The organism is Moraxella canis (genome assembly GCF_034424565.1).
GTDB classification, from domain to species: domain Bacteria; phylum Pseudomonadota; class Gammaproteobacteria; order Pseudomonadales; family Moraxellaceae; genus Moraxella; species Moraxella canis.
In genome coordinates this window covers 342,901-355,753 of sequence record NZ_CP139961.1, presented here as the reverse complement: position 1 = coordinate 355,753, position 12,853 = coordinate 342,901, and the positions used below count along the sequence as shown (strand labels likewise).

The 12,853-nt window shown below is 45.8% G+C and carries 12 protein-coding genes; 9 read left to right on the top strand and 3 right to left on the bottom strand.

Annotation, left to right across the window (positions count from 1 at the left end):
• Positions 1 to 68: 68 nt before the first annotated feature.
• Complete coding sequence (proB, locus tag U0021_RS01540) at positions 69 to 1,181, top strand: glutamate 5-kinase (RefSeq protein ID WP_407666567.1); 1,113 nt, start codon at positions 69 to 71, stop codon at positions 1,179 to 1,181.
• A gap of 91 nt (positions 1,182 to 1,272) precedes the next feature.
• Positions 1,273 to 2,346 carry a uroporphyrinogen decarboxylase gene (gene hemE / locus U0021_RS01535; RefSeq protein ID WP_114800065.1) on the top strand — a complete coding sequence of 358 codons (1,074 nt, stop codon included), beginning with the start codon at positions 1,273 to 1,275 and terminating at the stop codon, positions 2,344 to 2,346.
• Positions 2,347 to 2,398: 52 nt separating this feature from the next.
• On the opposite strand, the gene U0021_RS01530 is transcribed toward hemE, so the two are convergent.
• Positions 2,399 to 3,676: an O-acetylhomoserine aminocarboxypropyltransferase/cysteine synthase family protein gene (locus U0021_RS01530; protein WP_114800064.1), complete on the bottom strand. Its 1,278-nt coding sequence runs from the start codon at positions 3,674 to 3,676 to the stop codon at positions 2,399 to 2,401.
• A gap of 247 nt (positions 3,677 to 3,923) precedes the next feature.
• On the opposite strand from U0021_RS01530, the gene argC reads away from it, so the two are divergent.
• From argC to U0021_RS01505, 5 genes are all read left to right on the top strand, one after another.
• A complete protein-coding gene (gene argC, locus U0021_RS01525) occupies positions 3,924 to 5,006 on the top strand; it encodes an N-acetyl-gamma-glutamyl-phosphate reductase (RefSeq protein ID WP_114800063.1) in 1,083 nt (360 codons plus the stop codon).
• Positions 5,007 to 5,190: 184 nt separating this feature from the next.
• Positions 5,191 to 6,489 carry a S1C family serine protease gene (locus U0021_RS01520; RefSeq protein WP_327037531.1) on the top strand — a complete coding sequence of 433 codons (1,299 nt, stop codon included), beginning with the start codon at positions 5,191 to 5,193 and terminating at the stop codon, positions 6,487 to 6,489.
• 223 nt (positions 6,490 to 6,712) lie between these two features.
• Positions 6,713 to 7,465, top strand: coding sequence for an ABC transporter permease (locus U0021_RS01515; RefSeq protein WP_078255684.1), 753 nt, complete (start codon positions 6,713 to 6,715; stop codon positions 7,463 to 7,465).
• A 2-nt stretch (positions 7,466 to 7,467) separates the two neighbouring features.
• Positions 7,468 to 8,451, top strand: coding sequence for an ABC transporter substrate-binding protein (locus U0021_RS01510; RefSeq protein WP_114801089.1), 984 nt, complete (start codon positions 7,468 to 7,470; stop codon positions 8,449 to 8,451).
• Between the two features lie 10 nt (positions 8,452 to 8,461).
• Positions 8,462 to 9,202: an ABC transporter ATP-binding protein gene (locus U0021_RS01505; RefSeq protein ID WP_114801088.1), complete on the top strand. Its 741-nt coding sequence runs from the start codon at positions 8,462 to 8,464 to the stop codon at positions 9,200 to 9,202.
• Positions 9,203 to 9,300: 98 nt separating this feature from the next.
• On the opposite strand, the gene U0021_RS01500 is transcribed toward U0021_RS01505, so the two are convergent.
• Positions 9,301 to 9,870: a septal ring lytic transglycosylase RlpA family protein gene (locus tag U0021_RS01500; RefSeq protein WP_114801087.1), complete on the bottom strand. Its 570-nt coding sequence runs from the start codon at positions 9,868 to 9,870 to the stop codon at positions 9,301 to 9,303.
• A gap of 474 nt (positions 9,871 to 10,344) precedes the next feature.
• On the opposite strand from U0021_RS01500, the gene U0021_RS01495 reads away from it, so the two are divergent.
• Both U0021_RS01495 and U0021_RS01490 read left to right on the top strand, forming a co-directional pair.
• Entirely contained in the window at positions 10,345 to 11,070 is a 726-nt protein-coding gene (locus U0021_RS01495) for a D-Ala-D-Ala carboxypeptidase family metallohydrolase (RefSeq protein WP_227538744.1), read from the top strand.
• A gap of 29 nt (positions 11,071 to 11,099) precedes the next feature.
• Positions 11,100 to 11,912: a hypothetical protein gene (locus tag U0021_RS01490; RefSeq protein ID WP_114801086.1), complete on the top strand. Its 813-nt coding sequence runs from the start codon at positions 11,100 to 11,102 to the stop codon at positions 11,910 to 11,912.
• A gap of 94 nt (positions 11,913 to 12,006) precedes the next feature.
• On the opposite strand, the gene U0021_RS01485 is transcribed toward U0021_RS01490, so the two are convergent.
• A complete protein-coding gene (locus U0021_RS01485) occupies positions 12,007 to 12,708 on the bottom strand; it encodes a hypothetical protein (protein ID WP_114801085.1) in 702 nt (233 codons plus the stop codon).
• Positions 12,709 to 12,853 lie beyond the last annotated feature (145 nt).

Genomic DNA, 12,853 nt, shown 5'->3' with positions numbered 1-12,853 from the left:
TTTAGGTTTTATCAGCGTTTTATGGATGCGTCTTTAGCATCCAACTGCTTTTTTGTTTGAGAAGTGTCTTGAAAACTAAATTACGCCGTGTCGTCGTCAAAATCGGTTCATCTTTATTGACTAATAATGGTCGCGGACTGGATCGCACCGCCATTTATGAGTGGGCGCGCCAAATCTCGATTCTGCACGCCAAAGGTATTGAAGTGGTTTTGGTGTCTAGTGGGGCTGTGGCAGAAGGTGTGGTACGCATGAATTTGCCTGAACGCCCAAAAAAGCTAGAAGCCTTACAAGCCTGTGCCTCAATTGGTCAAATGGGGCTCATTGAAACTTGGTGGCAAGCCCTGATCCAAAAAGGCGTTCAGTCTTCGCAAGTGCTTTTGACGCATGATGATTTGGCGAACCGCTCACGCTATTTAAATATCTCTCAAACCATCGCTCAGCTACTAGACTGGGGTGTGGTGCCTGTCATCAATGAAAATGACACCATCAGTTTTGATGAGATCAAATTTGGTGATAATGACAGCTTAGGTGCGATGGCAGCAGCGATGGTTCATGCTGATTTTTATATCATTTTGACCGATCAAGATGGCGTGTTTACCGATAATCCTAGAATTAACCCAAATGCAACGCTCATCAGTCAAGAGCGCGCCATGGCGGATTATTTGTTTGAGGTGGCGGGTGATGGCGGCAAATGGGGCAGCGGCGGCATGCTTACCAAGATTCGAGCCGCACGCTTGGCGGCGATGGGTCAATGCCAAACCGTCATTGCTAACGGCAAAGTCGATGATGTGATCATCCGCTTGGCGGCAGGTGAGCGTATCGGCACACGCCTGACAACTGACAGTAAAGATAAGCTGATCGCGCGCAAGCAGTGGCTGGCGGCTCATATCCGCATGGCAGGTACTTTGATTGTGGATGAGGGCGCTAAAGCTGCCATCACCACCAACCACAAAAGCTTGCTACCGATTGGTGTGGTTGAGGTTCATGGTGTATTTGATGATGGCGATGTGGTTGAGATTGTGGATAAAAACAAAACTCGTATCGCTGTTGGTCAAGTGGGTTTTTCGTCAACAGATGCCAAAAAAATCGTCCAAAAAAAATCTACCGAGATTCCCAAAATCCTGCATGGCGTTGACGAAAAATCCGTCATGGTACACCGTGATGATATGGCAATTTTATGACTTTATAAAATAAAACAGACAGTGATTTTTTGACTTAAATGATTTGACAAATTCAGTCAGTCAAACCCAAAACAAATTGATAGAGATAGTTATGACAGTACAGTTTGCCCCCCTAAAAAACGACCGCCTACTACGAGCGCTCAAATTCTTGCCTGTGGATACGACGCCTGTATGGATGATGCGTCAAGCAGGGCGTTATTTACCAGAATATAAAGAAGTGCGTGCGCAGGCGGGTGATTTTTTGAGCCTATGTAAGGATACCGATAAGGCAACCGAAGTCACTTTGCAGCCTTTACGCCGATTTGAGTTGGATGCCGCCATCTTGTTTAGTGATATCTTGACCATTCCAGATGCGTTTGATTTGGGTTTGTACTTTGCTGAAGGTGAAGGTCCAAAGCTGACCAAAACGGTGCGTACAGAAGCGCAGATTGCCGCTTTGCCAAAGATTGACATGAACTCATCGCTTGATTATGTCATGAAAGCGGTGACAAGCATTCGCACGGCGCTCAATGGTCAGGTGCCTTTGTTTGGTTTTAGTGGCAGTCCGTGGACGTTGGCGACTTATATGGTGGAGGGCGGCTCTAGTCGTGATTTTCGTCACACCAAGCATATGATGTATGCCACACCTGAGCTTTTACACGCACTGCTTGCTAAGATTGCGGATGCAGTGGTGGATTATTTGGGTGCGCAGATTGTGGCAGGTGCGCAGATTGTGCAGATTTTTGACAGTTGGGGCGGTGCGCTTGGTCATCGCCAGTTTGCTGAATTTAGTCATGCTTATAATCGCGATATCGTGGCACGCCTAAAAGCCATCCATCCTGATGTGCCTGTGGTCTTATTCACCAAAGGTGGTGGGCTTTGGCTTGATGTTCAGGCAGACAGCCAAGCCGATGCACTGGGACTTGATTGGACAATGCCTTTGGATAAGGCGCGCCATACTTTGCACGCCTTAAATGTCAAAAAGGCGCTGCAAGGTAACTTGGATCCGACCACGATTTTTGGTTCATCTGAGATGATACGCAGTGAGGTTCGCCGTATGCTTGATGATGCTTATGTACTTGATAAAACAGGTTATGTTGCCAATTTTGGGCATGGCATCACGCAGTGGTCAAATCCTGAACATGCCAAAGTATTTATTGATGCGGTGCACGATTATCAGATTTGATCACCTATACCAAAATCCCCTAAGTATATCACTTAGGGGATTTTATTGATCATTATACTTGCTCTAAGGCTTGCTCTAAATCAGCAATCAAGTCATCAATATGCTCAATGCCAATAGAGAGTCTGACCATATCATCGCTGACGCCAGCCGCTTTAAGTTCATCATCACTGAGCTGGCGGTGTGTGGTGGTTGCCGGGTGGCAGGCTAGGCTCTTGGCATCACCGATGTTTACCAAGCGAGTGATTAGTTGCAGGGCATCAATAAAGCGCGTGCCGCCACTACGACCGTCCTTAACACCAAAAGATAAAATCGCCGAAGGCTTGCCGTCCAGATATTTATTCGCCAAATCGTGCTGTGGATGGGTGGAGAGACCAGCATAATTTACCCAACTCACTTTGGGGTGTTCTTGTAGATATTTGGCGACTGCTAAGGCGTTTTGGGTGTGGCGCTCCATGCGCAGGCTCAAGGTTTCTAAGCCTTGTAAGATCAAAAAGGCGTTCATCGGACTGATGGCGGCGCCAGTATTGCGTAGTGGTACGACTCTAGCACGCGCGATGTAGGCAGCCGCACCCAGCGCCTCGACATAATTGACGCCGTGATAGCTTGGGTCGGGTGTATTTAGCGATTTGAATCGCTCAGGATAATCACCCCAAGCAAATTTACCGCTATCAATGATGGCACCGCCGACACTTGTACCGTGACCACCGATATATTTGGTCAAAGAATGAATGACGATATCTGCGCCATGCTCAAAAGGCTTTAGTAGCACTGGTGTAGCGACGGTATTATCGACGACCACAGGCACGCCATATTCATGAGCAATATTCGCCACAGCTTCTAAGTCCACAATATTTCCCAAAGGATTACCGATAGACTCCAAAAAGACAAGCTTGGTTTTGTCGTCTATTTTATCACGCAGACTTTCGGGATGATTACCATCAAAAAAGCGAACTTGGATACCCTGTTTTGGCAAGGTATGAGCAAATAAATTATAAGTCCCGCCATACAGCTGTGACACCGAGACGATATTATCTCCTGCTTCAGCAATGGTTTGGATGGCATAAGTAATGGCAGACATACCAGAAGCAAGCGCAAGTGCGCCAATACCGCCTTCAAGGGCTGCGATGCGCTCCTCAAGCACTGCGGTGGTTGGGTTCATGATGCGCGTATAGATATTGCCTTGCACCTTCAGATCAAATAAATCCGCGCCATGCTGCGTATTATCAAAGGCATAAGAAGTGGTCTGATAAATCGGCACCGCCACAGATTTGGTGGTCGGCTCAGGATGATAGCCTGCATGAATGGCTAAGGTTTCGTCACGATAACTCATGTTTTGCTCCTTGTTTGATAAACTTTTAGATATTATTAATTGGTTGTGATATGTTTATAAAAATAAAAATAATCAATAAGGCTTGATTGTATCACAAATTTATGACGCATACTTATCAATCAATACTCAATTTATGCAGTCATTATTCATTTAAAATAATCGATCCATCTTTGATCAGTGATTTGCAATTCAGGCGTGTTTCAGCTAAGATGACAAATTAATTTTTAATAGTTTAAGGGGTGGAGTCATGCGCGCGATTGGGCAAACAATCAACATCGGCATCGTTGGTGGAACAGGCTATACAGGCGTCGAGCTTCTTAGAATCTTAAGTCGTCATCCGAACGCAAGTATTCAGTATTTAACTTCAAGAAGTGAAGCAGGGCGCGCTGTCAGTGAGATTTTCCCAAGCTTGCGCGGCGTGTGCGATGTGGTCTTCAGTGACATGACGGACGCTGTCATGGATCAGATGGCAAAGGCGTGTGATTTGGTATTTTTTGCGACGCCGCATGGGGTTGCGATGGCGCATACTCCCAAGCTTGTGGCAGCGGGCGTCAAAGTCATTGATTTGGGTGCGGATTTTCGTTTGCAGTCGCTTGATGATTTTGAAGCGTGGTATGGCATGGCGCACACTTGCCCAGAGATTTTATCACAGTCGGTTTATGGCTTACCGGAGGTCAATCGCAAGCACATCGCTGCTGCTCAAGTAATCGCCAATCCAGGCTGCTACCCGACGACGGCAATTTTGGGTCTTAAGCCAGTGATTGACGCCATGAATACCCATGCTGACGCCCTGATTGATGGACGCATCATCATAGATGCCAAATCGGGGATCTCAGGTGCAGGCAGACAAGGTAAGCTGTCGATCAGCTATGCTGAAACGGCAGATAATTTTAGTGCCTATGGTGTGACAGGACATCGTCATACGCCAGAGATCGCGCAAGGCGTGAATGAGATTTTATCAGCAAAATTCCCAGTCAAAATCCGTTTTGTACCGCATCTGGTGCCTATGATTCGCGGTATGCTGAGCACCATTCATGTTCCTTTGAGTGATCAGGGTGCAGCTTTGAATTGGCAGGAGATTTTTGAGCGCGCTTATCAAGATGACTATTTTATTGATGTGCTACCAAAAGGCGTATTCCCTGATACGCGTTCGGCTCGAGCATCTAATAAGCTGCGTATCAGTATTCATCACGATTTGGATGTCTTAACGATCATCGTGGTGCAAGACAATCTGGTCAAAGGTGCGGCAGGGCAAGCGGTACAAAATATGAACATCATGTTTGGTTTTGATGAGACGACAGGTCTGGATCTGGTGCCAGTGACGCCTTGATTAGGGCGCATTATTGATCAGCGGCTTGTGCAGATGATATATTTACTCTGATAGGTTGCCAAACTGTGGTGAATTTTATTAGCATTATTCAACAGCGCTCAAATAAATGGGTAATATTTGTGTGCTAAAATCTCGCCGTGATCCCACCCAACACCCAATAAAGCATAATTTTTTAAAGGTATATATGCAGACAAATACGCGTTTTCATCATCAGTCAGGCATCGGCGTTTTACTGATTGTTTCATGGCTTTTATTGGCTGTATTTGCGGTTATTATTGGCTATTTGGTGATGAATCCAGGCGTGGTAACCAAGCCATCAGAACAGATGCCTGCCGTGAGTGCGCCCAATGAACAGGAGTGGCAGCCCACCATCGCTGATGACAGTACAAGAGTACATCCTGACACACCAGCCCCTATTGCTTCATATCATGAGGCGGTGAGCCGAGCTGCTCAATCCGTGGTGAATATCTACACCACCCAAAGTGAGCGCAGCCAAGTTTATTCAAACGATCCTGTATTGCAGCAGTTTTTGGAGCGTTATTATGGCGGCGTGCCGCACCAGGGCACTAATCTGGGTTCGGGCGTGGTGGTGTCTAGCGAGGGGTATATCGTCACTAACCACCATGTGATTAAGGGTGCTGACGAGATCACGGTAGCATTTAATGATGGCCGTAAAGCACATGCTACCGTCATCGGCAGTGATGAAGACAGTGATTTGGCGGTGATTCAAGTTGAGCTTGATAATCTTGTGCCAATGGCATTTCGCGCCGAGCCGATTCGTGTGGGCGATGTGTCACTGGCAATCGGCAATCCCTTTGGCGTTGGTCAAACAGTCACCCAAGGCATCATTTCTGCGACAGGGCGCGCTGGCATCGGCGTGAGTAGTTTTGAAGATTTCATCCAAACAGATGCAGCAATCAATCCAGGGAATTCCGGCGGCGCTTTGGTCGATGCTAATGGTGCCTTGATTGGAATTAATACGGCAATTTATTCGCGGTCTGGCGGCTCGATGGGTATTGGTTTTGCCATTCCTAATCAAATCGTCCAGCAGATCATGACATCGCTCATCACCACAGGTAAAGTGAGCCGCGGCTGGATGGGTATCGAGATGGCGCGAATGACAGATGATCCCACCAGTATCGAGAGCAGCTCAAGTGTCGTCGTCCATCAAGTTTGGCAAAACAGCCCAGCAGAGCGTGCGGGCTTAAAAGCTGGCGATCAGATAGTGCGTATCGATGATGTACAAATATCCAATGCCAATGAGCTGATCGGTATCGTCGCGCGTAAGGCACCTGGCAGTCAGATGACTGTTGAGATCATACGCGACCAAATACCGATGACCTTGCAGGTAGTATTATCCGAGCGACCCAGCTCAGAAACGCTCAGCCAAGCTGCGCAAAACCCACCCGATCAGTCAAGACAAAGCGCGCAGATTGAAAGGCTCTTTCAGGAGTTAGAATCCCTAAGAAACGCCCAGCGATGATATGGCTTAACCTTGGTAAAGATAGCTTGCCAAGGTTTAATTTTAAAAACCGTGGCGTTGGGCTTGTCTGCTTTTTTGCTATCATCAGCTTTTGCCGTGTGAGATCAGTAGATGGATAGGCAAGCAGCTTTGATAAGTGTTTTGGTCAGCATTAAGAATTAAGTTTTCACAGTTGGGCGGGTGTGCTAAAATAACGCATTATCTTACTTTATGTAGCCCAATTATGCGTCATGTGATCACACTGATTCGCCAATACAGCTTAGTGCTGATCATTTTAGCGCTTTGGCAACTCGTGGTGGCAGTCGGCGTGCTGCCAGATTATCTTTTGCCAAGTCCTTGGCAAATCCTAAAGGCGCTCATCGATGATGCCAATCTGTTGGCACATCATGCCAAATATACTTTAGCCACCGCCTTTATCGGGACTATCATTGGTTTGGCATTAAGTTTTGTGCTGTCGATTCTAATGGATTTGTCGCGCGGTTTTCGCCAAAGTGTGTATCCGCTGATACTGCTAAATCAAACCATTCCGACCATCGCTATCGCGCCGCTTTTGGTCATTTGGCTTGGCTATGGTATCTTGCCCAAGGTGGTTTTGGTGGTGTTGTCGGTGTTTTTTCCGATGACCATTGCGCTGCTTGATGGCTATCGCTCTGTCAGTGCAGATGAGCTGAATTTATTTCGCTCTATGAAAGCCAATGCCTATCAAACTTATCGTCATCTTAAGATTCCCTCGGCAATGGGATATTTTTTTACAGGTTTGAAAGTTGCGCTCAGCTATGCCCTGATTTCGGCGGTGGTGGCAGAATGGCTTGGGGGCTATCATGGGTTGGGTGTGTATATGACCCGAGTGCGTAAGTCCTATGAGCTTGACAATATGTTTGCCGTGATTTTTTTGATCAGTTTTTTGACATTGGCGCTGATCGCACTGGTCAAATGGCTGGAGCGTCGCGCGCTTGATTATCAATATAAGGAATAATAATGAAAATGTTCAGTTTTCGACCACTGGTTGGTGTGACTTTGGCAGCTGTTTTGGGCTTGTCATTGAATGCGTGCTCAAAAGATCAATCAGGCAATGAGCCAAAGCTTCAAGAGCTGATCATTGCGCTAGACTGGGTGCCAAATACCAATCATACAGGGCTGTATGTCGCACTTGATCAAGGTTATTTCAAGGAAGCGGGTTTTGATGCCAAGATCGTACAGCCAAGCGAAGACAGCACGTCAACCTTGGTTGCAAATAAACGCGCAGATTTTGGCGTTTATTTTCAGCCGAACATGGTTAAGCGCCTGAATAAAGGCGAGCCAATCACGGCTGTGGCGGCGATCACTCAGCACAGTAGTGCAGGTCTGCTATCGCTAGCCGAGCTTGGCGCAGGTACACCCCAAGATTTGCAGGGCAAACGCTACTCAACATGGGAAGATCCTGTCGATGATGCCGTGGTTGAGCAGGTTGTCGGTGCACCGCTGAATAAGATCCCTGGCGAATCCACCGACGCGACGACTGCACTACGCATGAATCAGTTTGACTACATCATGGCGTATTATAGCTGGGATGGCATTCATGCTGGCATCAAGGGTGTGGATACGAACTTTTTTTATTTAAAAGACGCTGATCCAGTTTTTGATTATTATGCGCCTTTATTAATTGCAAATAATGACGCTTTAAAAAACAACCCAGAAAAGTACAAAAAAGCCTTGGCAGCGATCAAACAAGGCTATCTCTATGCCGCTCACCATCCAGATGAAAGCGCCGACATCTTAGTTAAGCATGCTCCAGAGATTAATGTAGAACTTGCCAAAAAAAGCCAAGCGTATATCTCGCCGCAATATCTTGACGAGCAAGGCGATTGGGGGCGATTTGACTATGATCGCTGGGATCGGTTTTTTAACTGGGTTTATCAAAAAGGCTTGATGGATGAATTCACACCAAAAGCAGGCGTGACCAATGATTATTTGACCCAGTAATATATCGCTCATGCACCCAAAGCTTGAATTCAAAAACATCGGTCACGCTTTCACCACGAAGGTAAAGACGCCATTATTTGATGGTCTGAATCTTAAAGTCGCCCAAGGCAGTGTGGTCAGCATCGTCGGTGCAAGTGGCGTCGGTAAAAGCACGCTATTTAATATCGCCGCTGGCCTGATCCATCCCAAATATGGGCAAGTGATGATCGATGGCAACGATGTTACAGGCGTAGCTGGGCATGTGGGCTATATGCTTCAAAAAGACTTATTACTGCCCTATAAGACGGTGTATGATAACATCGCTCTGCCATTGGTGCTATCGCACAAAACCAAGCAAGAGATCGCAGCGCACATTCAGCCGAATTTGGCGATTTTTGGGCTAGATGGACTGGTAGCAAAATATCCCAATCAGCTGTCTGGTGGTCAGCGCCAAAGGGCAGCTTTGCTTCGCACTTATCTGTCTAACAGCGAACTGATGCTGCTTGATGAGCCATTTTCTGCCTTGGATTTTGTGACCAAGGCGGATATGCATGAGTGGTTTGGACAGTTTCGCCAAGTCAATCAGCTGACTTGTCTGATCATCACGCATGATATTGATGAAGCGATTTATTTGTCGGATGAAGTTTATGTATTAAAAGGGGCGCCGGCGGTGTTTACGCACCACTTTTTGATCCCTAAGCAGCAAGACTTTTATCAATCCACCGAATACTTAACCCTAAAACAGCAAATTTTAACCGCCATTCGGTATTAAGCATGTCTTTTGGGTAAGTTATCATTTAACTTTTGCCAAATCAACATCAAAAAACCGGCTGAAGTAGCCGGTTTTAGGTATCTATATCGCTTAGATGATCAGTCAATACGCTCAATGGTCACATTGCCAACATTGCCAGTCATGCCAATGGCTTGTGCAGCACCATAAGACAAATCAAGCACACGATTGGTCTTAGGGCGATCATTGATTTTGACTACCACAGATTTACCATTATCGCGATTGGTCACTCTGACATAGCAGTTCATTGGTAGGCTGCTGTGCGCTGCGGTTAGGGCATTCATATCAAAAGTCTCACCGCTGGCGGTTTTACGACCATGAAACTGACGACCATACCAAGAAGCGATGCCATTTTGCTTGAACTTATTGACAGTGCTTGAAGCGACAGCTGTCAAGCGATCAAGCACAGGAACGTCTTCATCAGCTTTTTTGGATTTGGCAGATTGAGCAATCATTGGACTGTTAAGCGCCAAAGACGCAGGCTGACGCGCTGACTTGACCAAGCTTGATGCATTATTATGCTGCGTGGTGAGCTGCTGTAGCACATTGTCAATATTGGCAGGATTATTGCCGGCTTGCGCATTCATGCTTAAACTTGCGGTTAAAGTAATGCTCGCCAATCCAAGTAAAGATTTGCTCACTGTTTTCATGGTTACACCTTTAGTATTGAAAACTCTGACAATGATTGAAAAATCGGAACATACTTAGCAAAGTATGCACAAATCAGAGTCAAAACATTATGTAAAATACCACTTCAAAAGATCAATGCAGTATCAATAAAAATTAATAAAAGAAAATGCTCATTGATGTAGTGCGCATCAAATACCTTATCTTAGCACTATTTTTTGAAATTACAAGGTCAATTATTCGCTGTTTTGGCGGATATTGATCAAATTTTGTACAAAATATGGATAAATATTCTAAAAATCGCATCTTAGAAAAATATTAATCCAAGTCACTATGGCACCAAACTTTAATTTCAAATAGGTATTTATTATTGATATTATCAATAATACCTTTATAATATGGGGTTGATTTGCTAAATTTCAAGCAATCGAGTATCCTGTCGGTGATGGATCAAATAATTTGGCGGTGAATTGATGAAAAATTTGAATCAATGCTTTTTGTTTATACTTATCATAAGTACATTGGCAGCCTGCAACACGCCCACACCAACCAAACCGCAAGCAGCACCGATAAAAAAGCCGTCGGTGGTCATCACTCAAGCCAAAACGAGCGAGCACACGCATGAGCATGATGAATCTGTGAGTGATGTGGGGCTACAGACACATTTTGAGACTTGGCTGCAGACGCATCGCACCGCCGAGCAAGAGGTAGCAAGCTATCAAGCGTATTTGCGATCAAGATTTGGCGATCATGTGCCGCCTATGAGTCAGCTGCTAACGACTGCGCGCTCATGGCAGGCGTGCGGTCATGAACCTTATCAGGTGCCGCCTGCACACCTTTGGGATAAGATTGTACCGACATTGCTGTTATATCAAGATCTCAAAAGCAGGGGTATATTGCCAGACAATACGCAAATTCGCTCAGTGTATCGAAATCCTGAGCTCAACCACTGCGCTGGCGGCGCGCCAATGAGTAAGCATTTGACCAATGGCGCCATTGATATTTGGGTGCCTGACTTTGAAATACAAAGCCAAGCATTGTACGATCTTCAAAATCGCTTATGCCAGTATTGGCTAGATCATGGCGAAAACCGCAATTTTGGGCTAGGTTTATACGCCACAGGCGCCATCCATTTGGATACCCAGGGCTTTAGAAAATGGGGGGCTCAATTTTCCGAGGCGAACTCTGTTTGTCGTTATGTCTTGCCTAAAAGTACGCTATAATAATTGGCTAATCTTCAGCGGTATAAGTTATGTTGCCAACGCGCCTTATTCAAAATCGTCACATCTTAACTGAACTTGGCATCACTATGTGGGTGCCAAGACATGCTGATGTGATGACTCTGCCGTCTTGGTCTGGCGCATCTATGGAGGGCGCTGATGTCAAAGGCTCTGATTTGTCGATATCATCCATGCAGCCGCCTGCCCATCAGTCGCTGTCGCCGAAGTCAGAAGTGCCGATACCACCGATCATACAAAGCTTGGATCCCCAACCAAAGACAGCCCCAACACCAGTTGGGCGCAATCCAAAGCAGGTGATCGATACCCTACTCAAGACCCAACAAGCCAAAACATCACAGCCGAAATCGCTGCCGAATGACGATATTTTGGAGGCAGATCAGCTGGTTTCTGAATCTAAGCCGAAGGCTAGGGTGCTTGAATATCATGTGAAAGTCATGATATATAGAAGCTGGATGATTATGGTTGATGTCGATGCTTTGGATACGGCAGGGCGTGAGCTTTGGCTGTCTTTGCATCAGTCACTGACTCGTCAGGCAAAGCAGCATCAGCTTTCATTAATCAGTAGACAATTTGACTATCCATTATTTGAGGATGACCCTGAAAGTAACTCTGTGTCTTTGGCAAATGTCAGTCTTAGAGGATTTATTTTTGGGTGTATGCGCGAATCTGGTCAGGTGAAATACCTTGCGCCTTTGACAACCTTGCCTGATTATCTGAATTTAGAGAGCATTCAAAATTTGACGCTTATTAGCGACCATCAAATCAGCCAAATGCTGCTAGATGGCGCGGCAAAAAAAGCATTTTGGCAAGCGCTGCATCGCTGAATGATGAATTTGATGGATAGTTTTAGCGCTATAAAATAGACCAATCAATACAGAATTGGTCTATTTAGGTCATCAATCTGAGAAAATCAGGATGTTAATGACAAGGCTTTTTGAAAATGCCGCCGCAGTCAAGCTCACCTTGCTTGATAGGTATTTGCTCGCCGTGAGCATGGCGTGATGAGGTATCAAGAGCCTGACCGATCTTGGGCTTGGGCTTGCCATACATCAAAGCACCGACCCACATCGCGACATACATCAAAAGCTCGCTGCCTTCTTCGACAATGATACCCAGATCGCCCAAATTTAGCCATCCGTGCTCGCCAATATATTGTAGCCATAATAAAACAATGCCAGATAGAAGCATCAATCTAAAGCTTGCGCCTTTTGGGATCCATCGCTGAGCTTTGCCTTTGATCAGATAATTAAGCGCAGTCAGACCGATCACGCCCATAACAAAATGCGTATAAGTGCGATTGCTGATACCAAACCAACTCGCATCAACAGGATATAACACTCCGCGCAGCATATTGGTTTCGCGAATGACAAGCAATAAAAATACCATGCCCACCCCAAGCCACAACCATCGATCCATCTGACTCAAGCGATTACCAGACAGATAAAACGAGCAAAAAGTTGCCAAAATCAGCAGCAGGCATTGTAGATTTTCAATTAGCTGATATTCATCAAACCAAATTCTTGGCAAATAGGGCGCAAATGGTACAGTCAGCACCGCCACGCACAACAACAAAACCCAAAACCACCCATCAGTACTCATGTGTTTATGTCTAAAAATCATCTTAAAATCCTTACTGCGTGATCATAGCGCTGATAATTGGCTTCTTCATCTTATACATGGTGCAGTCTGATCGCTGTATTTTTGCTGGTCTAGACTTTAAATAATCAGTCATCGACTGGCGACTTAAGTAGCGTGAAATTTTAAC